At 72.4% G+C, this 22262-nt stretch carries 23 protein-coding genes; 16 read left to right on the top strand and 7 right to left on the bottom strand.

Annotated features, from left to right (window positions below):
- The first annotated feature begins 97 nt into the window (after nt 1-97).
- Genes FFT09_RS05415 through FFT09_RS05395 form a run of 5 tightly spaced genes read left to right on the top strand, consistent with a single transcriptional unit; the run spans nt 98 to nt 3839 of the window.
- Nucleotides 98-1096 carry a ParA family protein gene (locus FFT09_RS05415; RefSeq protein WP_081190985.1) on the top strand — a complete coding sequence of 333 codons (999 nt, stop codon included), beginning with the start codon at nt 98-100 and terminating at the stop codon, nt 1094-1096.
- Nucleotides 1093-1494 carry a hypothetical protein gene (locus FFT09_RS05410; RefSeq protein WP_024874666.1) on the top strand — a complete coding sequence of 134 codons (402 nt, stop codon included), beginning with the start codon at nt 1093-1095 and terminating at the stop codon, nt 1492-1494. Before FFT09_RS05415 ends, FFT09_RS05410 begins: the two co-directional genes overlap by 4 nt.
- Complete coding sequence (locus FFT09_RS05405) at nt 1491-2360, top strand: segregation and condensation protein A (protein WP_081190984.1); 870 nt, start codon at nt 1491-1493, stop codon at nt 2358-2360. Before FFT09_RS05410 ends, FFT09_RS05405 begins: the two co-directional genes overlap by 4 nt.
- A complete protein-coding gene (gene scpB / locus FFT09_RS05400) occupies nt 2357-3106 on the top strand; it encodes an SMC-Scp complex subunit ScpB (protein ID WP_244231215.1) in 750 nt (249 codons plus the stop codon). The genes FFT09_RS05405 and scpB overlap by 4 nt, the downstream gene beginning before the upstream one ends.
- On the top strand, nt 3093-3839 hold the full coding sequence (locus tag FFT09_RS05395; RefSeq protein WP_024874663.1) for a pseudouridine synthase: 747 nt from the start codon (nt 3093-3095) through the stop codon (nt 3837-3839). Before scpB ends, FFT09_RS05395 begins: the two co-directional genes overlap by 14 nt.
- An 11-nt stretch (nt 3840-3850) precedes the next feature.
- Here the strand turns inward: FFT09_RS05395 and FFT09_RS05390 are convergent, their stop codons facing one another.
- Entirely contained in the window at nt 3851-4435 is a 585-nt protein-coding gene (locus FFT09_RS05390) for a GNAT family N-acetyltransferase (RefSeq protein WP_138381974.1), read from the bottom strand.
- Nucleotides 4436-4501: 66 nt separating this feature from the next.
- Between FFT09_RS05390 and FFT09_RS05385 the strand changes: the two genes are divergently transcribed.
- The gene (locus FFT09_RS05385; protein ID WP_138381973.1) at nt 4502-5725 is read left to right on the top strand and encodes a winged helix-turn-helix domain-containing protein; all 1224 of its coding nucleotides are present in this window, start codon (nt 4502-4504) and stop codon (nt 5723-5725) included.
- Nucleotides 5726-5970: 245 nt separating this feature from the next.
- On the opposite strand, the gene FFT09_RS05380 is transcribed toward FFT09_RS05385, so the two are convergent.
- A complete protein-coding gene (locus FFT09_RS05380) occupies nt 5971-6816 on the bottom strand; it encodes a DUF4097 family beta strand repeat-containing protein (protein WP_138381972.1) in 846 nt (281 codons plus the stop codon).
- Between the two features lie 4 nt (nt 6817-6820).
- Nucleotides 6821-7387 (bottom strand): toxin-antitoxin system HicB family antitoxin, encoded by a 567-nt coding sequence (locus tag FFT09_RS05375; protein ID WP_081190982.1) that lies wholly within the window; start codon nt 7385-7387, stop codon nt 6821-6823.
- A gap of 185 nt (nt 7388-7572) precedes the next feature.
- Between FFT09_RS05375 and thyX the strand changes: the two genes are divergently transcribed.
- From thyX to FFT09_RS05350, 5 genes are all read left to right on the top strand, one after another.
- Entirely contained in the window at nt 7573-8325 is a 753-nt protein-coding gene (thyX, locus tag FFT09_RS05370) for an FAD-dependent thymidylate synthase (RefSeq protein WP_024874656.1), read from the top strand.
- 10 nt (nt 8326-8335) lie between these two features.
- On the top strand, nt 8336-8728 hold the full coding sequence (locus tag FFT09_RS05365) for an ACT domain-containing protein (RefSeq protein WP_138381971.1): 393 nt from the start codon (nt 8336-8338) through the stop codon (nt 8726-8728).
- 100 nt (nt 8729-8828) lie between these two features.
- Nucleotides 8829-10343, top strand: a complete 1515-nt coding sequence (locus FFT09_RS05360; protein WP_138381970.1) for a serine/threonine-protein kinase — start codon at nt 8829-8831, stop codon at nt 10341-10343.
- A 106-nt stretch (nt 10344-10449) separates the two neighbouring features.
- Nucleotides 10450-11475 (top strand): 4-hydroxy-tetrahydrodipicolinate synthase, encoded by a 1026-nt coding sequence (dapA, locus tag FFT09_RS05355; RefSeq protein ID WP_138381969.1) that lies wholly within the window; start codon nt 10450-10452, stop codon nt 11473-11475.
- Entirely contained in the window at nt 11472-13169 is a 1698-nt protein-coding gene (locus FFT09_RS05350) for a ribonuclease J (RefSeq protein WP_024874652.1), read from the top strand. The genes dapA and FFT09_RS05350 overlap by 4 nt, the downstream gene beginning before the upstream one ends.
- On the opposite strand, the gene FFT09_RS22860 is transcribed toward FFT09_RS05350, so the two are convergent.
- The 3 genes from FFT09_RS22860 to FFT09_RS05340 form a co-directional block, all read right to left on the bottom strand.
- Nucleotides 13156-13320, bottom strand: coding sequence for a hypothetical protein (locus FFT09_RS22860; RefSeq protein ID WP_167305333.1), 165 nt, complete (start codon nt 13318-13320; stop codon nt 13156-13158). The genes FFT09_RS05350 and FFT09_RS22860 overlap by 14 nt on opposite strands.
- An 82-nt stretch (nt 13321-13402) precedes the next feature.
- Complete coding sequence (locus FFT09_RS05345) at nt 13403-14425, bottom strand: EamA family transporter (RefSeq protein WP_081191044.1); 1023 nt, start codon at nt 14423-14425, stop codon at nt 13403-13405.
- Nucleotides 14422-15249 (bottom strand): lysophospholipid acyltransferase family protein, encoded by an 828-nt coding sequence (locus FFT09_RS05340; protein ID WP_420852669.1) that lies wholly within the window; start codon nt 15247-15249, stop codon nt 14422-14424. The genes FFT09_RS05345 and FFT09_RS05340 overlap by 4 nt, the downstream gene beginning before the upstream one ends.
- Nucleotides 15250-15369: 120 nt before the next feature.
- On the opposite strand from FFT09_RS05340, the gene FFT09_RS05335 reads away from it, so the two are divergent.
- Together FFT09_RS05335 and FFT09_RS05330 are read left to right on the top strand one after the other, a co-directional pair.
- Nucleotides 15370-17976, top strand: coding sequence for a DNA translocase FtsK 4TM domain-containing protein (locus FFT09_RS05335; RefSeq protein WP_138381968.1), 2607 nt, complete (start codon nt 15370-15372; stop codon nt 17974-17976).
- Between the two features lie 5 nt (nt 17977-17981).
- Nucleotides 17982-18995, top strand: coding sequence for an o-succinylbenzoate synthase (locus tag FFT09_RS05330; protein WP_425273039.1), 1014 nt, complete (start codon nt 17982-17984; stop codon nt 18993-18995).
- Here FFT09_RS05330 and FFT09_RS05325 read toward each other — a convergent pair.
- A complete protein-coding gene (locus tag FFT09_RS05325) occupies nt 18973-19506 on the bottom strand; it encodes an amino-acid N-acetyltransferase (RefSeq protein WP_138381966.1) in 534 nt (177 codons plus the stop codon). The genes FFT09_RS05330 and FFT09_RS05325 overlap by 23 nt on opposite strands.
- 82 nt (nt 19507-19588) lie before the next feature.
- Here FFT09_RS05325 and rimO point away from each other — a divergent pair, with 82 nt between their 5' ends.
- Genes rimO through FFT09_RS05310 form a run of 3 tightly spaced genes read left to right on the top strand, consistent with a single transcriptional unit; the run spans nt 19589 to nt 22184 of the window.
- The gene (gene rimO, locus FFT09_RS05320; RefSeq protein WP_081190976.1) at nt 19589-21022 is read left to right on the top strand and encodes a 30S ribosomal protein S12 methylthiotransferase RimO; all 1434 of its coding nucleotides are present in this window, start codon (nt 19589-19591) and stop codon (nt 21020-21022) included.
- Nucleotides 21019-21681 carry a CDP-diacylglycerol--glycerol-3-phosphate 3-phosphatidyltransferase gene (pgsA, locus tag FFT09_RS05315; protein WP_024874645.1) on the top strand — a complete coding sequence of 221 codons (663 nt, stop codon included), beginning with the start codon at nt 21019-21021 and terminating at the stop codon, nt 21679-21681. The genes rimO and pgsA overlap by 4 nt, the downstream gene beginning before the upstream one ends.
- Complete coding sequence (locus FFT09_RS05310) at nt 21678-22184, top strand: CinA family protein (protein WP_081190975.1); 507 nt, start codon at nt 21678-21680, stop codon at nt 22182-22184. Before pgsA ends, FFT09_RS05310 begins: the two co-directional genes overlap by 4 nt.
- Nucleotides 22185-22262 lie beyond the last annotated feature (78 nt).

Below are 22262 nucleotides of genomic sequence, written 5' to 3'. Positions count from 1 at the left end.
CGAAAGTACTCCGGTCGTGACCGGCGAGCCGCTTTGGCGGTGCTGTCCGTGCGGCCTACGCTGGCGCCGGTCCATGCGAACAAGGAGCTTTCGCCCCATGTCGACTTTCTCCCAGCCGGCGCGGCGGCTGCCGGACCGCCCGGACCCTGCCACCGAGTCCGAACCGGGCGGCGCGGACCCGCGTGACCGGACCACCGTGCGGATCGCGAAGGGCGCCAGGGACGCCAAGTCGGGCAAGGCCGCGAAGGACACCGGCGACGACGGACCGAAGCTGGGGCCCACGGGCCGCCCGGTGCGCCACCTGCCCGAGCCGCCGCCGATCGACCGCCACGGACCGGCCCAGATCGTCGCCATGTGCAACCAGAAGGGCGGCGTGGGCAAGACGACCTCGACGATCAACCTGGGCGCGGCTCTGGCCGAGTACGGGCGGCGGGTGCTGCTCGTGGACTTCGACCCGCAGGGCGCGCTGTCCGTGGGGCTCGGAATCCAGCCGCACGAGCTGGACCAGACCGTCTACAACGTGATCATGGAGCGGTCGGTCGACGTCGAGGACGTCATCCGCGAGACCCGCGTCGAGCGGGTCGACCTGCTACCCAGCAACATCGACCTGTCCGCGGCCGAGGTGCAGCTCGTCGCGGAGGTCGGGCGCGAGCACACACTGCTGCGGGTGTTGCGCCCCGTGATCGACCGCTACGACTACGTGCTGGTCGACTGCCAGCCGTCGCTGGGGCTGCTGACGGTGAACGCGCTGACGGCGGCCGACGGTGTCGTCATCCCACTGGAGTGCGAGTTCTTCAGCCTGCGCGGTGTGGCATTGTTGATCGACACGATCGAGAAGGTGCGCGAGCGGCTGAACCCGAAGCTGGACATCACCGGCATCCTCGCCACCATGTTCGACCCCAGGACACTGCACTCGAAGGAGGTCATCGCGCGCGTGGTGGAGGCATTCGGCGACACCGTGTTCGACACGGTGATCAACCGCACCGTGCGGTTCCCGGAGACGACGGTCGCCGGGGAGCCGATCACCAGGTGGGCGCCGCGGTCGGCGGGAGCGACCGCCTACCGCGCGCTGGCCCGCGAGGTGATCGCCCGGTGAGCAGGAGAGCGTCCCTGCCCGGTGCCTCGGAGCTGTTCCGCCGCACGGGCGAGCGCGGCACGGGCGAACCCGCCGCCGCTGCCGCCCGGCGTCCCGCCACCACCGAAGGCCCCGGCAGGCAACTCGACGGCGGCACCGGCCCCCGGCGCGGTACCGGACGGCAGAAACACGACGCGAAGATCACGGTCTACGTGTCGGGCGACGAACTGCTCGCCCTGGAACACGCCCGGCTTCAGTTGCGCGGTTCCCACGACCTCGTGGTGGACCGGGGCCGCATCGTGCGGGAGGCGGTCGCGGTGCTGCTCGCGGACTTCGACCAGCATGGTGAGGAGTCGGTGCTCGTCCGCCGGTTGCGGGGCGAGGGCGGCGGTGGGACCGAGGGCGCCGGGAGCCGATGACCGACCAGGCTTCCCCGTCGCAGCCTCCTCCCGGCGACGAGCAGGCCGACGCCGAGCGGCCGGCCAGGGGCTTCCAGGTGCGGCTGGCCAACTTCGAAGGGCCGTTCGACCTGCTGTTGCAGCTCATCTCGCAGCACCAGCTCGACGTCACCGAAGTCGCTCTGCACCAGGTCACCGACGACTTCATCGCCTACACCCGCACGCTGGGCCCGGAGTGGAACCTCGACGAGACCACCGAGTTCCTGGTCGTCGCGGCCACGCTGCTCGATCTCAAGGCGGCTCGGCTGCTGCCGTCGGCGGACGTGGAGAGCGAGGACGACCTCGCGCTGCTGGAGGCGCGCGATCTCCTGTTCGCCCGGGTACTCCAGTACCGCGCGTACAAGCAGGTGGCGGCTCTGTTCGCCGAGCTGGAGGCCGGGGCGCTGCGGCGATACCCGCGCTCGGTGTCGATCGAGGAACGGTTCGTGGGGCTGCTGCCCGAGGTCATGCTCGGCGTCACCCCGGAGAAGTTCGCCGAGGTGGCGGTGGGCGTCTTCCGGCCGAAGCCACCCCCTACGGTGTCACTGGACCACCTGCACATGGGACGGGTGTCGGTGCGGGAGCACGCCGCGATCCTGCGGGTGCGTCTCGCGGCCGAGGGCAGTGCCACGTTCGGGGAACTGGTCGAGGACTGTGAGCACACCATCGAGGTCGTGGCGCGGTTTCTGGCGCTGCTGGAGCTCTACCGCGAGTCGGCGGTGCGCTTCGATCAGGACGAGGCGCTGGCCGAGCTGCATGTGCGGTGGGCAGGTGGGTCCGCGCAGCAGGCCGCCGACGACGCCGAACGCGACCGCGCGGCCGGGCAGGACGACGAGGAGTACGGGTGAGCAGCGACGCGGAGGCAACCGCCGATACCCGGCAGGCGGACGGGCCGGTGCCGGCACCACTGCCGGAGCCGGATCGCCCTGCCGAGGAGGTCGACAGCGACGTCGACAGCGACGTCGACGTCGGCGCTGCGGCGAACGTGGCGGAGCCGGACGCGCCGGAGCCGGACTCGACGGAGTCGCAGGCGGTGCGGGAGCTGCCCGACCTGACGGGCGAGGCGGCGTTGCGGTCGGCCCTGGAGGCGTTGCTGCTGGTGGTGGACTCGCCCGCGAACGAGGAGTCGCTGGCCGGCGCCCTCGAACAGCCGGTGGAGCGGGTCACCGAGACGTTGCGCACGATGGCGCTGGACCTGACCGACCGGGGCAGCGGCATGGAGCTGCGGCGGGTCGGCGAGGGCTGGCGGCTCTACACGCGCGATACGTACGCGCCGTTCGTGGAGAAGCTTCTGCTCGACGGGCAGCGGTCGAAGCTGACCAGGGCGGCCCTCGAAACCCTGGCCGTCATAGCCTATCGGCAGCCGGTCACCCGGTCGCGGGTCGCGGCCGTGCGCGGCGTCAACGTCGACGGCGTGGTGCGGACACTGCTCGCACGCGGTCTCATCGAGGAGAACGGTGCGGACCCGGAGACCGGTGGCACGCTGTACGTGACGACGGAACTGTTTTTGGAACGGCTGGGGCTGTCGTCGCTGACCGACCTGCCCCCGATCGCTCCGTTGCTACCCGAGGTGGATTCGATTGACGACAGCTGACCCCTCCACCGAGGGAGTTCGCCTGCAGAAGGTGCTGGCCAAGGCCGGGGTCGCGTCCCGGCGTGCGGCGGAGGACCTCATCGTCGCCGGCCGCGTGAGCGTGGACGGCACCGTGGTGCGCGAGCTGGGCCGCCGGGTCGATCCGGACACGGCGGTGATCCACGTGGACGGCACGCGCGTCCAGGTACGCGACGACCTCGTGTACCTCGCGCTGAACAAGCCGCGCGGCGTCCACAGCACCATGAGCGACGAGCAGGGCAGGCCCTGTGTGGGCGACCTCGTGGCGGACCGGCGCGAACGCCTGTTCCACGTGGGCCGCCTCGACGCGGACACCGAGGGACTGCTGCTGCTGACCAACGACGGCGACCTGGCACACCGGCTGATGCATCCGTCGTTCCATGTCACCAAGACCTACCTCGCCGAGGTCGACGGCACGGTGGCGCGCGGACTCGGCAAGCGGCTCCGGGCCGGTGTCTCGCTGGAGGACGGGCCGGTGCGGGCCGACGAGTTCCGCATCAAGGACGCGCGGCCGGGACGCACCCTGGTCGAGATCGTGCTGCACGAGGGCCGCAAGCACATCGTCCGCAGGCTGCTGGCCGAGGTGGGGCACCCGGTGCGAAAGCTCGTGCGCACGGCCATCGGTGACGTCGTGCTCGGCGGTGCCCGGCCCGGCTCGCTGCGGCCCCTGACGCGGCAGGAGATCGGCTCGCTCTACCGCGAGGTCGACGGCTGAGCCGAGGGAGTTCAGTCGGTGGCGGGCTCGGCCGCAGGGTCGGCCACGCGGAGGTCCAGCGAGCCGGTGAGCCGGAGCTCGCGGACGGTGCGCTGTCCGGTGTCGAGCGTGCGCACGGTGCCGTCGGGGTTCCAGCCGACGCCCCGGAAGAAGGACAGGGACGCCGAGTCGGACTGCACCACCCAGGCGATACCCCGGTCGGCGCCGCGCTCGCGCAGCCCGGCCGCCGCGGCGGCGAGCAGCCTGCCACCGTGGCCGCGCCGACCCCACCGGGGTTCCACCACCAGCGACGCGATCAGCCCCGTGCGGGCCGCGTCGTCGGGCAGACTGCCGTCGGCGGCGGCGACCTCGGACTCGGGTGCCGTACCGGCGACGCAGAAGCCGACCGTGAACCGGCCCTCGGTGGCCACCAGCACGTCGGTGTCCGGGTGCGCGACGGCGTCGGCCCAGCGTGCCGCGACGTCGTCGGCGTCCAGCCCGTCGACGACGTCCCCGCCGAGCGCGTCACCGTAGGCCGTGCGCCAGGTGGTGAGCTGTAGACGCGCGATCTCGGACGCGTCGCCGGTGGTGGCGGGACGGACGGCGGCGGTCGACATGGCCGCCACAGTAGTGGGCCGGTGACGCGCGCCGGTTTGTCGGGGCCGACTGGCATCATCGCGAACGTGAGAACGGTCAGCCTCGACGTCGCCCGGCGAACGGCCCTCGCAGCGCAGGGTTTCGCCGATCCCCGCCCCACCGGCAGCCCCACCCGCAGGCACCTGCGCCGGGTCATGTCGCGGCTGCACGTACTGCAGCTCGACTCGGTCAACGTGGCGGTGCGCGCCCACTACGCGCCGCTGTTCGCGCGGCTCGGCGCCTACGACAGGGAACTGGTGGACGCCGCCGCGTGGGAGCACACCAGCAAACGCCCGCGACTGCTGGTGGAGAGCTGGGCGCACGAGGCGAGCCTGGTCCCCGTGCGGGACTGGCCGCTGCTGCACTCGGGAGCCAAACCGAGGGGCTGGTGGCGGCACTACGGCAGGCTCGCCGAGTCGGCTCCCGCGCTCGTGGACGACGTGCTCGCCGTGGTGAAGGAACGCGGGCCCGTCGGCGCGGGCGCCATCGAGCGCGCACTGACCGGACCCGCGGCCCGCACACCGGGCTCGTGGTGGGAACGCTCGGAGGTGAAGAAGATCTGCGAGTGGCTGTTCGGCATCGGGGAGCTGACCACCGGCACCCGGCGCGGCTTCGAGCGGTTGTACGACCTGACCGAGCGCGTGCTGCCGCCCGAGGTGCTCGCCACGAGGGTCGATTCGGATACCGCGGCTCGGGAGTTGATAGCGCGCGCCGCGAGCGCACTCGGGATCGCCACCGAGCCCGACCTGAGGGACTACTACCGGCTCGCGCCCGCCGTGAGCCGGGGTGCCGTGGCCGAACTGGTCGAGGACGGCGTGCTCGAGCCGGTGCGGGTGGCGTCGTGGCAGGCTCCCGCCTACCGGCACGTCGAGGCCCGCACCCCGCGCCGGGTGACGGGCCGCGCGCTGCTGTGCCCGTTCGATCCGCTCGTGTGGGCGCGCGACCGGGCCGAGCGGTTGTTCGGGTTCCGCTACCGCATCGAGATCTACGTACCCGAGGGCGAGCGCGTCCACGGCTACTACGTGTTCCCGTTCCTGCTCGACGGTCACCTGGTGGCGCGCGTCGACCTCAAGGCTGACCGTGCGGCGGGGGTGCTGCGCGTGCCGGGAGCCTTCGCCGAACCCGGCGTGGACCGGGCCAGGGTGGCGGTCGAGCTGGCCGCCGAACTGGACCACATGGCGTCGTGGCTCGACCTCGCGGGGGTGGCCGTCGGCGACCGGGGTGACCTGGCGGCCGACCTGCGAAGGACGCCGTGTCCGCAAGTTAGGTAGCCGTGTCCGCAGTTCCCGTAGCCGTGTCCGCACCGTGCGATGCGGACACGGCTACCCAGGTTGCGGACACGGCTACCCAGGCTGAGGACACGGCTACCCAGGTTGCGGACACGGCTACCCAGGTTGCGGACACGGCTACCCAGGCTGAGGACACGGCTACCCAGGCTGAGGACACGGCTACCCAGGTTGCGGACACGGCTACCCAGGCTGCGGACACGGCTACACGGGCTGAGGACACGGCGTCCTCAGGTCGCGCGCGTCACCAGGACGTCGCCTGCGCCGCTGCGGGCTCGCACCGTCAGTCCCACGGTGTCCTCGGGCGGGGAGTCGGCGACGTCCAGGTCGCTGTCCACGCTCCCACCGCCGCTCGACAGATCGATCTCGGCGGCGGTGCCGGAGCGGACACCCACCCTGATGTCACCCGAGCCCGACACGGCCTCGACGGAACCGTCGACGGCCTCGCCCACCCGGACCTCGCCGCTGGTGGTGCGGACGAGGACCGAGTCGCTGACCACGCCGATGCGCACTCCCGCGCTGCCACCGGACACGGTGGCCGGACCACCGAGCGAGGCGACGTCGATCTCGCCGCTGCTGGTGCGCAGCGTGGCGGTCGAGCCGCTTCCCGACACGGTGTCGAGAGTGATGGCACCGGAGGCGGTCACGATGTCGACCCGGCCGCACTTGCCCCGCGTGGTGACCGACGCGAGCCGCGTGCGGGCCCGTACGGCAGAGCCGCTGGGAGCGCGCACCGTCACCTCCAGCGCGGTGGCCACGGGTGGTGGCGCTTTCGGGCCTCGCACCACGACGCGGTCACCGACCTGCTCGATGCGTACCTCGTGTACCGCGTCGCCGCCCGCGCCCGGACCACCTCCCGGTCCGCCGCCGAACACCTCGCCGACCCAGTTCAGCACTCCCGCCGCGCCCTCGGCCCACGACGGGGTCGCGGAATGCCTGCGCCGGACCTCCACCGACACGCTGTCGGTCTCGGTCAGGCGCACGTCCACCGCGCCAGCGGTGAGGTCGACGTCCAATTCCACGGGACCGTGCGCGTCGAAGGTCTGGCTGCGCACCACATCGTCCTGTTCGGGCACGTCGTCACCCCCTGACCCAACCGTGGAGGTGCGCTCCACCCCCGTGGCCGCCGTGGCCACCATGCCCACCATGCCCCCCGTGACCCCCGCGCCTGCCGTGCCGGTGAGGCTGCTGGCGTGAGCCGCCCTGCAGCGCCCCCTGCACCGCCTGGGAGACGAACGTGTTGAGGGACACGCCCTGCGCCGCCGCGGCCTGCTCGGCCTGGCCCTTCAGTTGCTCGAACAGGCGCAAGGTCATGCGGCTGATGTCGCCTGAGTCGCCGGGGGGCGGCGGAGGCGGCGGGGGAGGAGTACCCGGTGCCTCGGGGGCCTCGGGGGGTTCCGGCGCCCCGCCTCCCGACACGACGACGCGGACGTCTCGACCGTCGAGGCGGACCTCGACGACGTGCTCGGGCAGGTTGGCGGTGACCTCGGCGGCGAGGTCGGACAGCGCGCTCATCAGGGTCAGCCGAGCGGCAGGTTCCAGGGCCGCCGACAGGACGGCGGCGGCGCGCTGCAACTGCTCGTCACCGGCCGAGGCTGTGGTGGCCAGGCTTTCTCGCAGTGTCGCGAGATAGGGGTTCAGGTCCATGACACCACTGTGACGTCATGAGCGACATCATTCAAGGGGCCGAATGGCGTCATCGCGGCAGCGCAGCACTCGCAGCACTCACACAGCAGTCGCGCGGCGTATCGCACAGTGCGGGTCGGTACCCCGCGTGGACCCGGTCCGACGGAAGTACGCTGCCCCTGTCGAACGAGTGGAGGGAGTCGGACGTGGCCGAAACGGTGGAACCGAAGGTCCGGTTGATCGCGAAGACGGAGTTCTTCCCGCCGGAGGACGTGCCGTGGACCACCGACGCGGACGGGGGGCAGGCGCTCGCGGAGTTCGCTGGCCGGGCGTGCTACCAATCGTGGTCCAAGCCGAATCCGCGGACGGCGACCAACGCGGGCTACCTCGACCACATCATCGAGGTCGGCCACCTGTCGGTGCTCGAACACGCGAGCGCCACCTTCTACATCACCGGCATCTCGCGGTCGCTGACCCACGAGCTGATCCGGCACCGCCATTTCTCCTACTCGCAGCTCTCCCAGCGCTACGTGCCCGAGCGGGACGCCGCGTTCGTGGAACCGGACGTCATCGCGCAGGACCCGGAGCTGCACGAGAAGTTCCTCGCCGCGACGCAGGCGAGTGTCGACGCCTACACCGATCTGCTCGCCGGGCTGGAGGAGAAGTTCGCCGACGCGCCGAGCGCGACGCTGCGTCGCAAGCAGGCTCGCCAGGCCGCGCGGGCCGTGCTGCCCAACGCGACCGAGACCCGCATCGTCGTCTCGGGCAACTACCGCGCGTGGCGTCACTTCATCGCGATGCGGGCCACCGAGCACGCTGACGTGGAGATCCGCGCGCTGGCGGTGGAGTGCCTGCGGCAGTTGCAGAAGGCGGCCGAGAACGCGTTCGCCGACTTCACGATCTCGACGTTGCCCGACGGCACCGAGGTGGCGTCGAGCCCGAAGGTCGCCGAGGGCTGACGGGAGTGCCGTGCGCAAGCTCGTGATCGACACCAGGCCGGGCGAGTACGCCGTCGTCCGCCTGGGTCCGGGTGCGTCCGTGCCGCCACGACTGTTCGAACCCGGCGACTCACTCGTGTCCGTGACCCGGACCCCCGGCGAGTTGTCCGTGGTGTGCGCGGCCGACCGGGTGCCGGAGGACGCGGTGGTGGAGACCGGGTGGCGGGTGCTCACCGTGCGCGGGCCGCTCGACTTCACGCTGACCGGCATCATGGCCGCGCTGTCGAGCGAACTCGCCGCCGCCGGGGTGTCGCTGTTCGCGTTGTCCACCTACGACACCGACCACCTGCTGGTGAAGGACGCGGACCTGGAGCGGGCGGTGGCGGCGTTGCGGGGTGGCGGGCACGAGGTTCACGGAACCTGAGCGCGGGAGCATCGGTCTCAGCGCAGATCCACCCAGGTGAGTGCCCGGCCGCTCGGGTGGTGTCGTTACGATCGCTGCGCACGAGACGAGGGGACCGAGGGTGACCGACGAGCAGACCGCCACGACTCCCGCGCTGTCCGGCCCGAGGATGGTGGCCAACCGCTACCGCCTCAGCGGCGAACTCGGCCGGGGCGGGATGGGCGTGGTCTGGCGCGCCGAGGACACGGTGATCGGCAGGCCGGTCGCCATCAAGGAGCTTCGCCTGCCCGAGGGAGCCGAGGACGGTGTCTTCCAGGAGCGAGTGCTCCGGGAGGTGCGCACAGGGGGCAGGATCAACGACCCCGCCGTGGTGACGGTGTTCGACGTGGTCGCCGACGGCGACACCACGTACATCGTCATGGAGCTGGTTGACGCGCCCACCCTGTCGTCCCTGGTGCGTGGAGCGGGGCCGCTGCCCGAGCCGCAGGTGGCGTCGGTCGGGCTCCAGGTGCTGTCCGCGCTGCGTGCCGCGCACGACTCCGGCATCGTCCACCGCGACGTCAAGCCCGCCAACATCATGGTCGGTGCGAACGGGCGCGTGAAGCTCACCGACTTCGGGATCGCCCAGGCCATCGATGACCCGCGGATCACGACGAGCGGGATGCTGGTCGGCTCGCCCGCGTTCATGGCCCCGGAGCGCGTCGGCGGCCAGGAGGCGATGCCCGCATCGGACCTGTGGTCGCTGGGGGCGGCGCTGTACTTCGCCGCCGAGGGATCGGTCCCGTTCGAGCGGGCGAGTACGGCCGCCACCCTGCACGCGATCATGAACGAGGTCCCGTATCTCACCCGGGTCCAGGGGCCGCTCGCCTCGGCGATCATGGGGCTGATGGCCTCGAACCCCGAGGGCCGGATCACCAGCGAGCAGGCGCACCAGCTGCTGTCGCTGGCTGCGCAGCAGCCCGCGCACCTCACGCCGCCGGGTGGCCAGCCGACGTCGCAGCACGCGGGCGGCGTGCCCACGATGCTGGCCAACCAGCCGGCCTCCCGGACGACGGGAACCGGCACGCCGCGCCCGCGCAGGACGAAGGCGCTGCTCGCCGGTGGGGCGGCCGTGGCCGTGGGGGCGCTGGTGGGCGGCTTCTTCCTCGGCGAGCCGTTCTGGTCGCCCGCCGTGGACGAGCAGATGCTGCCGACACTGACCTACGGCGACGGCGGCGACGTCGAGCGGGTGGAGTTCAACACCTCCTACCGCTGCCTCAACACGACCCTCGACCGGGGGCGCTCGCTCGCCGAGAGCAACTGGGTGGACTGCGACCAGTCGCACGACCTGGAGCTCTACGCCTGGCCTACGCCGATCGGCAACGAGGACGACCAGGGCATCCCCGCGGCTCGCTACCCGAGCGTCGAGGAGCTGGCAGCCTACGCCGAGACGGCCTGCGGGCTGGTGTTCCACTCCAACGTCGTGCAGGACCAGCACCGGCCCGCGATGACGTACCGGGCGCTCGTTCCGAGCCAGCAGCAGTGGAACATCGAACCCGACTCCTACCTCGACGACGCAAGCCGCACCGTCTACTGCTTTCTGGGGACACGGGACGGGAGCCAGCGCACCGAGGCGGTCTCCCAGCCGGTGAAATGACGGCGCAGGCAGGAAAGGTTCCGGTGCTCACGGGTCCACGCCGGTAATCCTTTCGGCCGCGCCGGTCGGCGCGTCGGCACCGGACCGAAGAGGTACCGTCAGGTTCATGTCGATCGCACCGCCCACTCCACCGACGGCCGCGCCGGGACGTCCCTTCGGCCGCGTGCTCACCGCCATGGTCACGCCGTTCACCGCCGAGGGCGCGGTGGATCTGGAGCGTGCGCAGGAACTGGCCACTCACCTGGTCGAGCTGGGCAACGACGGCCTGGTCGTCAACGGCACGACCGGGGAGAGCCCCACGACGAGCGATGCCGAGAAGGCCGACGTCGTGCGCGCGGTCGTCGAGGCCGTGGGCGAACGTGCCACCGTCGTGGCGGGAGCGGGTACCTACGACACCGCGCACAGCGTGGAACTCGCGCGCCAGGCGGAGAAGGCGGGGGCACACGGGCTGCTCGTCGTGACCCCGTACTACTCGCGGCCGACGCAGGCGGGTCTGCACGCCCACTTCACCACGGTCGCCGACGCCACCGGGCTGCCGGTGATGCTCTACGACATCCCGCCCCGCTCGATCGTGCCCATCGAGGTCGACACGCTGCGCAGGCTGGCCGAGCATCCCCGCATCCTCGCGGTGAAGGACGCCAAGGGTGATCTGCTGGCCGGAAGCGAGGTCATCGCGAACACGCAGCTGGCCTACTACTCGGGCGACGACGGGCTGAACCTGCCGTGGCTGTCGGTCGGGGCGACCGGTGTCGTGAGCGTCATCGGGCACGTCGTCGCGGGCCGCATCCGCGCGATGATCGAGGCGTACGAGGACGGCGACACGTCCACCGCGCGCACCAACCACCGCGGCATGATCCCGGTCTACCGCGCGTTCTCGCGCGTCGGCGGGGTGGTGTTCGCGAAGACGGCGCTGCGCCTGCGGGGGCTCCCCGTGGGTGATCCCCGGCTGCCGATGGTGCCCGCCTTCGACGACCAGGTACGGGCCATCGCCGACGACCTCAGCCAGGCAGGCGTCCCGCTGGAGAACGCGCCCGCGAGCGACTGGGCCGGCTCGCGGGTGGCCCAGGCCGACTCGGCCGCTGCCTACGTGGCGCCGACCACTCACACGAGTGTTGGGACCATTCACCGGTGAACCAACAACTGATCGGACCCGGACCCGCCCACCCGCCACCGCCGCTGCCCGACGGCGGCCTTCGCGTCGTCGCTCTCGGCGGCATCGGCGAGGTCGGGCGCAACATGACCGTCTTCGAGTTCGACGGCCGCCTGCTCGTGGTCGACTGCGGTGTCCTGTTCCCCGAGGACGCCCAACCCGGCGTCGATCTGATCCTGCCCGACTTCAGGGCGATCGAGGACCGCATCGACGACATCGAGGCCATCGTGCTCACGCACGGGCACGAGGACCACATCGGCGCCGTGCCGTTCCTGCTGCGCATGCGGCCCGACCTGCCGGTGTACGGGTCGCGTTTCACGCTGGCCCTGCTCGCCGCGAAGTGCAAGGAGCACCGGCAGCGCCCCGTGCTGGAGGAGGTGGCCGCCGGTCAGCGCCGGAGTGTGGGCCGCTTCGACCTGGAGTTCTTCGCGGTCAACCACTCGATTCCCGACGCGCTCGCCGTCGCGCTGCGTACTCCGGCCGGGGTGGTGCTGCACACCGGGGACATCAAGCTCGACCAGCTTCCCCTCGACGGCAGGCTCACCGACCTGGCCGGGTTCTCCCGGCTCGGCGACGAGGGGGTGGACCTGTTCTGCGTCGACTCGACGAACGCCGAGGTGCCGGGCTTCGTCACCCCGGAGCGTGACATCGGTCCGGTGCTGGACGACGTCATCGCGCGTGTGCGGCAGCGGGTCATCGTGGCGTGCTTCGCCAGCCACGTGCACCGCGTCCAGCAGGTGCTCGACGCCGCGCACCGGCACGGTCGCCGGGTCGCGTTCGTGGGGCGCTCGATGGTGCGCAACATGACCATCGCCGCCGATCTCGGTCTGCTGACCATCCCGCAGGGGCTGCTGATCGACCTCGACGAGGCGGTGAACCTGCCCGAGAGCAAGGTGCTGTTCGTCTCCACCGGCTCGCAGGGCGAGCCGCTGTCGGCGCTGTCGCGGATGGCGCGGGGCGAGCACAAGCAGATCGCCATCCGCTCCGGTGACACGGTGGTGCTGGCCAGCTCGATGATCCCCGGCAACGAGACCGCCGTGTTCGGCGTGATCAACGGACTGGTGCGGCTCGGCGCGGAGGTCGTCCACCAGGAGAACGCGAAGGTCCACGTCTCGGGCCACGCCTCGGCGGGGGAGCTGCTGTTCCTGTACAACGCCGTGCGGCCGAGCAACGTGATGCCCGTCCACGGCGAGTGGCGGCACCTGCGGGCCAACGCCGCGCTGGCGGTGCGCACCGGCGTCGCCGAGGAGAACGTGGTGCTCGCCGAGGACGGCGTGGTGGTCGACCTGGTCGACGGCAAGGCGGCCGTCACCGGCCGGGTCGAGGTCGGCATGGTCTACGTCGACGGCCTCTCGGTGGGCGACGTGGGCGAGTCCACGCTGTCCGACCGGCTCGTGCTGGGCGAGGGCGGCTTCATCGCGATCACGGTCGCGGTCGACTCCACCACGGGACGCGCGATGAGCGGCCCCACGCTGTCCGGCCGCGGGTTCTCCGACGACCCGAAGGCACTCGACGCGGTGACCCGGCTCGTCGAGATGGAGCTCTCGCGCACCGAGTCCGAGGGCATCGTCGATCCCCACCAGATCGCGCAGGCGGTGCGGCGGGTCGTCGGCCGGTGGGTCGCGGAGACCTACCGGCGCAGGCCCATGATCGTTCCGACGGTCATCCCCGTCTGATCGACGCTCCCGTGGCGGGCTCCACCGGCCCGGCCACGGGACGGCGGCGGGTGGCCGCACTGACCACCACCAGGGCCAGCACCACGGTGGCGGCCTGGGCGAACAGTGCCCGGCGGGCGCGGCGTTGTTCGATGCGGGACGGACGGCTCATCCTGGTTTCCCCCTGCGGACTGGGTTCGGTCGGCACGCCCTTGGAAGCGCGGGAGCCGCCGCCGGTTCCCGTGACTCGCCGTTCATTCCTTCGCCGTCGGGGACTCCACGGGCGCGGGCAGCGGTTCCGCGGGTCCCGGCGGCCCGCTCTGTGAGGCAGGGGCCGTCAACTGCACCAGCAGCGCCCCGCCGAGCAACACCGCCGCGCCGACGAGCTGCACCCACACCAACTGCTCGCCGAGCAACACCCAGGCCATGCCGGTGGCGACGACGGGCTCCAGCAGCGCCAGCACGCTGGCCGTGGACGCGGGCAGGTGACGCAACGCGCTGATCCCCGCGAAGTAGGCCAGTGCGGTGGAGAACACGGCGACGGCCACCAGCAGCAGCCACACCGGTGGTCGCCACGGACCGAGTTCGGCGGGCGCCAGCAGGATTGATGCCGGCATGGTCCACGGCGGCGCGACGACGGCCACGGCCACCGCGCCGACCACCATGCCCCACGTCACCATCCCGAGCGGGTGGTGGCTGGCGACGCCGTGCTCGCCGATCAGGAAGTACGCCGCGGAGCACACGGCGGCGGCGACACCGGCCAGCAGCCCCAGCGTGTCGAGCGTCAGACCCTCGTGGACCCGGGCCACCATGCCGAGGCCGACGAGCGCCAGTCCGATCCCGCTCCACATCGGCCAGGGCAGCCGGACCCCCCGGACGAACCGGACCCAGAGCGCGACGAGCACGGGCGACGTGAACTCCAGCAGGATCGCGATGCCCACCGGCACCCGCGCGGCGGAGAGGAAGTAGAACAGCTGCACGCCCGCGACGCCGAGCAGCCCGTAGCCCAGCAGCACCCGCCACTGGCCGCGCCGCACCCGCAGCAGGTGCGGGCGCGTGAGTCCGACCGCGGTCAGCAGGACGAGCGCGGCGAGCCCGATGCGGGCGGTGGCGACCTGCTCGGGGTCGAGCCCGGCCGTCATCGCGGGTTTGCCCAGCGCTCCCGAACTGCCGAAGCACACCGACGCGAGCGCCAGCAGGAGCACACCGCGCGCCCGGCTGCGGGGCGGCGCGCCGGACGCCGCCGAGCTTTCCCCCGACGTGTCGTGGCGCGTCATCGACCGGCACCGGGCCGCCACGGGCTGTTGCCGTCGGTGGGGCGCGTCGGGTCGTGGAAGCGTGGCACGTCCGGTTCGGCGGCCCGCAGCGGCACGAGCCCGTCGGTGATCGCACGCATGATTCGGGCATGGGCCTTGACGGCGTCGCCGGGCCGGGAGGGCTCGAAGGCCGAGAGGTCGACCGGCTCGCCGAAGTGGACGCGGAAGAGGGGGCGTCGCCACGGTGCCGTGAAGCCCGAGCGGGCCAGCGGCACGAGGTCGGCCGGTCCGGTGACCGTCTCGGTGCCCCAGTACACGGCCTCGTGGGCGCCCCACTGGCTGATCGGCACCACGGGCACGCCCGACGACAGCGCCAGCCGCGCCGCGCCGGTCTTGCCGCGTTCGGGCCAGAGCCCGGGATCGTGGCTGATCCGGCCCTCCGGGTAGACGATGATCGGCACGCCGCTCGTGCGCAGTGCCTCGGCGGCCTGGGTGAACTGTCCCACCGCGGAGGCGGAGCCGCGATCCACCCGCAGGTGACCGCTGGCGCGCAGGGCCGGCCCCAGCACCGGGGCGTCCAGCAGCCCGCCTGCCAGCATGAACCGGGGGGCGAGGCCGATCCTGCGGCACGCGGCCATCAGCACGAACGCGTCGAACACGCCGATGTGGTTCGCGGCCATCAGCAGCGGTCGCCCGCGCAGGCTCGCGGGGACGTGACCGCTCACCCGGAGCCTGCCCGCGAGGTTGACCAGACCCTGGTCGACCGCGAGCATGGTCCGCCACACCAGCGGTACGCGGCCGTTCCCCTGCTCGGATGACCCCCGGTCGTGTCGAAGCCCCACCATGGGGCGAAGCATGTCACGCGCCACCGACTCGGTGGCAGGGGGAGCGCCTCCGCCGAGCAAAGTCACGTGTGGCCAGTGTGGCGTGCGGGACGCGGGGTGCGGAGCGGTTACCGTAGGGACATGGCGAGCGGTTCGACGACCAGGGGGCGAAGCACCGCGCGGAAGGGCGCGAGCACGGGATCGTCGCGCTCCGCGAAGGCGGGACAGAAACCCAGGAGCACGAAGACGGCGAAGCCGGGCGGCTCCGCGCGCCCTCCGGCGAAGAAGGCCCCGAGTCGTTCCCCTGCCGCCCGCAGGCCCCCGGCCAAGCGGGCCAAGCGCTCGTCGGGCGGCGCCGCCGTCAAGGCGTTGCGCGGCACCTGGGGGCTGCTCGCCCGTGGCGTCGGCGGGGTGGCGAGAACGATGGGCCGCACGCGGGAACTCGACCCGGAACACCGCAGGGACGGGCTCGCGCTGGGACTGCTCGCGCTGGCGCTCATCGCCGCGGTCGGGGTGGGCTGGAAGGCGGCGGGACCGGTCGGCGAGGTCGTCGCCGTCGGTACCCGCAGCGTGATCGGCGCCGCGGCCGTCGGGCTGCCCGTGGCGCTGCTCGTGGCCGCCGTCGTGATCATGCGGTCGGAGCCGAGGCCGCAGACCCGCCCGCGCATGGTCGTGGGCACGGTCCTCTGCGGACTCGCGGCGCTCGGCCTGCTGCACCTGCTCAGCGGAAGGCCGCAGACCCACGACGGCCAGATGTATGCGGGCGGCTGGGTCGGCTGGGTGTCCGGGGACCTGCTCGCGCGGGGCGTCACGGGATGGGTCGCGGCACCGCTGCTGATCCTCGTGCTCGCCTACGGCGTCCTGGTCTTCGCGGGCACGCCCATCCGGCGCATCCCGCAACGGGTGCGCGAGTGGGCGGGTGAGTCCGATGCGGACACCGACGACGGCCTGGGCGAGCTCCTCTCCGGCGGTGATCCGAGCGATCCGGCCGACCCGGTGACCCAGGCCGACCCCGCGGGCGCCCGGCTGCGCAGGCCGTCCCGGCGCAGGAGCGGCGCCTCGGCCGAGGACCGTCCCGACGAGACACAGGCCACGCTCGACTTCGGCACGCCGCCGGAGCCGGACTCCGCGCCCGCCGCGCCCACCGCGTCTGCCGCGTCTGCCACACCCACCGCACCCGCCGCCTCGCGTGGCGGGCGGAAGAAGGCCACCACACCGCCCGCCGAGGCGCCCGCGCTGGCGGTGACGCGGACGGTGGAGGGCGACTACGCCCTGCCCGGGCTCGACCTGCTCACGCCGGGGGACGCTCCGGTGGCCCGGAGCAGGGCCAACGACACGATGATCGACGCGATCACCGGAGTGCTCGAACAGTTCAAGATCGACGCACAGGTCACCGGTTTCACGCGCGGTCCCACCGTCACCCGCTACGAGGTGGAGCTCGGCCCCGGAGTCAAGGTCGAGAAGATCACCGCGCTGACCAAGAACATCGCGTACGCGGTCGCCACCGAGAACGTGCGCCTGCTGGCTCCGATCCCGGGCAAGTCCGCGGTCGGCATCGAGGTGCCCAACACCGACCGCGAGATGGTGCGCCTGGGTGACGTCCTGCGCTCGCCGCTCGCGGCCTCCGACGAGCACCCGATGGTGATCGGGCTGGGCAAGGACATCGAGGGCCACTTCGTCACCGCGAACCTGACGAAGATGCCGCACCTGCTGGTGGCGGGCTCGACCGGCTCCGGTAAGTCGAGTTTCGTCAACTCCATGCTCGTGTCGCTGCTCGCCCGCGCCACCCCGGACGAGTGCCGCATGATCCTGATCGACCCGAAGATGGTGGAGCTGACGCCCTACGAGGGCGTCCCGCACCTCATCACGCCCATCATCACGCAGCCGAAGAAGGCCGCCGCCGCGCTCGCCTGGCTCGTCGAGGAGATGGAACAGCGCTACCAGGACATGCAGGCCAACCGGGTGCGCCACATCGACGACTTCAACCGCAAGGTGCGGGCCGGTGAGATCACCGCACCGCCCGGCAGCGAACGCGAGTACCGGCCCTACCCGTACATCATGGCCATCGTCGACGAGCTCGCCGACCTCATGATGACCGCGCCGCGTGACGTGGAGGACGCGGTCGTGCGGATCACCCAGAAGGCCAGGGCGGCCGGTATCCACCTGGTGCTCGCCACCCAGCGGCCCTCCGTCGACGTCGTCACGGGACTCATCAAGACCAACGTCCCGTCGCGGCTGGCGTTCGCCACGTCGTCGCTGACCGACTCGCGCGTGATCCTCGACCAGCAGGGTGCCGAGAAGCTGATCGGCATGGGCGACGCGCTGTACCTGCCGATGGGCGCGGGCAAACCGACCCGCATCCAGGGCGCGTTCGTCAGCGACGAGGAGATCGCCGCCGTCGTCAACGCCACCAAGGACCAGGCCGAACCCGACTACACCGAGGGCGTCACGGCGGCCAAGGCGGGGGAGAAGAAGGAGATCGATCCCGACATCGGCGACGATCTCGAAGTGCTGCTCCAGGCCGCCGAGCTGGTGGTCAGCTCCCAGTTCGGGTCGACGTCGATGCTGCAGCGCAAACTGCGCGTCGGGTTCGCCAAGGCGGGCAGGCTCATGGATCTGCTGGAGACCCGTGGGGTGGTGGGGCCCTCGGAGGGCTCGAAGGCACGGGACGTCATGGCCAAGCCCGACGACCTGCCCGGCGTGCTCGCGATGATCCGAGGCGACGGTCCCCCGCCCGAGGAAGAATGAGCGCCGTGGCCGCTTCCGCCGTCGCCGACCAGCTCGCCGCCGTCGAGGCGGTGAGCGTGTACTCGATCGGGATGCGCACGCGGTTTCGCGGCATCACGGTGCGGGAGGGCATGGTGCTGCGTGGCCCGTCGGGCTGGGGCGAGTTCTGCCCGTTCGACGACTACGGCGACGCCGTCGCCGTGCCGTGGCTGGCCGCGGCTCTGGAGCAGGCCACCCATGCTCCTCCGGCTCCCGTCCGCGACCGGATTCCGGTGAACTGCACCGTGCCCGCCGTCGGCCCGGACGCCGCGTACGAACTGGTCGCCCGGTCGGGCTGCCGCACCGCCAAGGTGAAGGTCGCCGACCATCGCGCGTCACTGGCCGAGGACCAGGCCCGCGTGGAGGCCGTGCGTGCGGCACTGGGGGCGGACGGCGCGGTGCGGGTGGACGCCAACGCGGCCTGGGACGTCGACACCGCCGTGCGGCACATCCGGGTCCTCGACCGCGCGGCGGGCGGCCTCGAGTACGTCGAGCAGCCGTGCCCGACGTTGCCCGAGCTGGCACGGGTGCGCCGCGCCGTGGACGTGCGTATCGCGGCCGACGAGTCCATCCGCAGGGCGGAGGACCCGCTGCGGGTGGCCGTAGCCGGAGCCGCCGACGTCGCCGTGCTCAAGTGTGCCCCGCTGGGCGGCCCGCGCCGCGCGCTGAGTGTGGCGGAGGCGTGCGGGCTGCCCTGCGTGGTGTCGTCCGCGCTGGAGACGAGCGTGGGGCTCGCCGCCGAGGTGGCGCTCGCGGCGGCGTTGCCCGAGCTGCCGTTCGCCTGCGGGCTCGGCACGCTGTCCCTGCTGGAGGGCGACGTGGTGGGGCCGGAGCAGGCCCTGGTTGCGGCCGAGGGCGTCGTGCGGGTGCCCACGGCGACGCCACGCCCCGATCCCGCGATGCTGGCCGCGTACGCGCCGGCCGATCCCGTCGCGGTCGCGCGGTGGCTCGCCCGCTACCGCAGGGTGAGCGTGCTGCTCACCCGCCGCGAGCGTCGGTGAGGCGCACCCGTTCGTCGAGGTGCAGCAGCATGCGCGTGTTGCCCAGCGTGTTCGGCTTGGCGAAGGGCAGGTCGAGGAACTCGGCGACACCCGTGTCGGCCGACCGGCGCATCTCCTCGTAGACCTCCCTCGGCACGGGCGTGCCCGTGATCTCGGCGAAACCGTGCCGGGCGAAGAACCCCGTCTCGAAGGTCAGCACGAACAGCCTGCGCAGCCCCAGCTCCTCAGCGAGGTCGATGAGCCGCCCGACGAGCGCGTGCCCGACACCGTACCCACGTACGCCCGACTCGACGGCCACCGTGCGCAGTTCGGCGAGGTCCTCCCACATCACGTGCAGTGCCCCGCACCCGACGACCTGGCCGTCCAGCTCGGCGACCCAGAACTCCTGCACGTCCTCGTACAGTGTGATGAGGTTCTTCTCCAGCAACACCCGGCCGGAGTTCGAGTCGACCAGCGCCTTGATTCTGCGCACGTCGGCGATACGCGCGCGGCGGATGAGCGGTGACTGCACAGCCCTAGACGCTAGCGCCCTCGGTGACCGGCCCCGTCCAGGGTGTGCCGTGACGCGCGGTGGGCCCGGTTACCCTGAACAGGTGGCTGACGTCGAATCCCCGCAGGACCCCCGCCGGGTCTCTCTGCTCACGCTCGGTTGTGCCCGCAACGAGGTCGACTCGGAGGAACTCGCGGGACGCCTGTCGGAGGGCGGCTGGCATCTCAGCGACGACCCGGCCGCCAGCGACGTCGTCGTGGTGAACACCTGCGGGTTCGTCGAGCAGGCGAAGAAGGACTCGGTCGACACCCTGCTCGCCGCCGCCGACACGGGCGCCAAGGTGGTGGCCGTCGGCTGCATGGCGGAGCGGTACGGCAGGGAACTGGCCGACAACCTCCCCGAAGCCGACGCGGTGCTGGGCTTCGATCACTACCCACGGCTCGCGGAACGGCTCACCGACGTCGCCGAGGGGCGGTCGGTCGAGTCGCACACACCGGCCGACCGGCGCACCCTCCTGCCGATCACCCCGGTCGAGCGGCAGGCCGCCGCCGACGGGGTGACCGTGCCGGGGCACAGCGGGTGGGGCCCGAGGGTGCTGCGGGCGAGGCTCGACGACTCCCCGGTCGCGCCGCTCAAGATCGCATCGGGGTGCGACCGGAAGTGCTCGTTCTGCGCGATCCCCTCGTTCCGGGGATCGTTTGTCTCCCGCCATCCCGACGAGCTGGTGGCGGAGGCGGAATGGCTCGCGGGCCAGGGCGCGCGCGAACTGTTCCTGGTGAGCGAGAACTCGACGTCCTACGGCAAGGACCTCGGGCGCGAGCTGGGCGGCACCCGCGCGATGGAGGCGTTGCTGCCCAGGCTGGCCGCCGTGTCCGGTGTCGGCCGGGTCCGCGTGTCGTACCTGCAGCCCGCCGAGACCCGGCCCGACCTGGTCCGGGTCATCGCGACCACGCCGGGGGTCGCCGACTACTTCGACCTGTCGTTCCAGCACTCCAGCGAGGCGGTGCTGCGCCGGATGCGCCGGTTCGGCTCCACCGACTCGTTCCTCGCGCTGGTCGAGCAGATCCGGTCCTACGCGCCCGAGGCGGGCATCCGCACCAACGTGATCGTCGGTTTCCCCGGAGAGACCGAGGACGACATCGCCGAGCTGGAGCGCTTCCTCACCGGGGCGCGGCTCGACGCGGTCGGGGTCTTCGGCTACTCGGACGAGGACGGCACCGAGGCCGAGACCTTCGACGGCAAACTCGACCAGAGCGTGATCGCCGAGCGGGTCGCCCGGATCTCGGCGCTGGTCGAGGAGCTGACGGCGCAGCGCGCCGAGGACCGTATCGGCACGGTCGTCGAGGTGCTGGTGGAGTCGGTCGACGACGAGATCGTCGGCAGGGCGGCCCACCAGGCGCCCGAGGTGGACGGCGAGTGCGTCGTGCTCGGTGACCTCGACTGCGAGGTGGGTGAGCTGCTGCGGTGCGAGGTCGTGGACAGCGCGGGCGTCGATCTGGTGGTACGTCCGGTCGGCGGGGCCGCGGGCACGACGTGAGCGGGGACAGAGCCGACGGTGCCGGCCCCCCGGGCGGGCACGTGAGCCCGGCCGTGCCGACGCTGAACGTCGCCAACGTGCTCACCGTGCTGCGGCTCGTGCTGGTCCCGGTGTTCGTGCTGGCGCTGTTCGCCGCCGCGCCGGACGGCGCGGGCGAGGACGTGGACCTGCTGTGGCGGTACGTCGCGGTGGCGGTGTTCGCGCTCGCGGCGATGACCGACCGCGTGGACGGGTGGGTGGCGCGGCGCTACGGCCTGGTCACCGACTTCGGCAAGGTCGCCGACCCGATCGCGGACAAGGCACTGATCGGCGCCGCGCTGGTGGGCCTGAGCGTGCTCGGGGAACTGGCGTGGTGGGTCACGGGAGTGATCCTGGGCCGGGAGCTGGCCGTGACACTGTTGCGGTTCTGGGTCATCCGGCACGGGGTGATACCCGCCAGCAAGGGCGGCAAGGCCAAGACGCTGGCCCAGGTGCTGGCCATCGGGGCGGTCCTGCTCCCACTGCCGTCCGCGACCGATCCCGCGGAGTGGGCGTTGATCGGCCTCGCGCTCGTGCTCACGGTGGTGACGGGCGCGGACTACGTCGTGCGGGCGCTGCGCCTGAGGGCCGGGGCCACCGGCGCCCCTGCGGCCCCGGGTGGGCCCGGGGACACGGCGTGAGCACGCCGGTGGACGGCCACGCGGGCAGCGATCCCGCACTGCGGCTCGCGCAGGACCTCGTGGCCGAGCTGACGCGACGCGGCCGGACGGTCGCCGCGGCCGAGTCCCTGACCGCGGGGCTGGTGTGCGCCACGCTCGCGCGAGTGCCGGGGGCCAGTGCGGTGCTCCGGGGCGGGCTCGTCGTGTACGCCACGGATCTCAAACGCGACCTGGCGGGCGTCGACGGCGCGTTGCTCACCGAGCGCGGGGCGGTGAACCCCGAGGTCGCCGCGCAGCTGGCGGAGGGCGCCCGCGTCCGGTGCGGCGCGGACTGGGGACTCGGCCTGACCGGCGCGGCGGGTCCCGACGCGCAGGACGGCGCCGCCCCCGGCACCGTCCACGTCGCGCTCGCCGGTGCGGGGCTCGCGCGGGGGCGAACCCACCACATCGCGGGTGACCGCGCGGCGGTGCGGCGGGGTGCGGTGGAGGCCGCGTTGCGGCTGCTCCGGGAACATCTGCGCTGATACTGTCGTTCGCTGTGGGCGGACGGTGGACTGCGCACCTGCGTTCCGTCCCCCGGTGTCGGTACCGTGGAGTCAGTC

Source organism: Saccharomonospora piscinae (assembly GCF_005862235.1).
In the GTDB taxonomy this organism is placed as follows: Bacteria; Actinomycetota; Actinomycetes; order Mycobacteriales; family Pseudonocardiaceae; genus Saccharomonospora; species Saccharomonospora piscinae.
The sequence above is the reverse complement of the archived record's forward strand: the minus strand, read 5'-3'. Positions and strand labels throughout refer to the sequence as shown.

Bases quoted from the DNA above. Each gene is read 5' to 3' on its own strand.
- FFT09_RS05415 (WP_081190985.1), top strand. From the start codon at position 98: ATGTCGACTTTCTCCCAGCCGGCGCGGCGGCTGCCGGACCGCCCGGAC.
- FFT09_RS05405 (WP_081190984.1), top strand. From the start codon at position 1,491: ATGACCGACCAGGCTTCCCCGTCGCAGCCTCCTCCCGGCGACGAGCAG.
- FFT09_RS05390 (WP_138381974.1), bottom strand. From the start codon at position 4,435: ATGTCGACCGCCGCCGTCCGTCCCGCCACCACCGGCGACGCGTCCGAG.
- FFT09_RS05375 (WP_081190982.1), bottom strand. From the start codon at position 7,387: ATGGACCTGAACCCCTATCTCGCGACACTGCGAGAAAGCCTGGCCACC.
- dapA (WP_138381969.1), top strand. From the start codon at position 10,450: ATGTCGATCGCACCGCCCACTCCACCGACGGCCGCGCCGGGACGTCCC.
- FFT09_RS22860 (WP_167305333.1), bottom strand. From the start codon at position 13,320: ATGAGCCGTCCGTCCCGCATCGAACAACGCCGCGCCCGCCGGGCACTG.
- FFT09_RS05345 (WP_081191044.1), bottom strand. From the start codon at position 14,425: ATGACGCGCCACGACACGTCGGGGGAAAGCTCGGCGGCGTCCGGCGCG.
- FFT09_RS05340 (WP_420852669.1), bottom strand. From the start codon at position 15,249: ATGGTGGGGCTTCGACACGACCGGGGGTCATCCGAGCAGGGGAACGGC.
- FFT09_RS05335 (WP_138381968.1), top strand. From the start codon at position 15,370: ATGGCGAGCGGTTCGACGACCAGGGGGCGAAGCACCGCGCGGAAGGGC.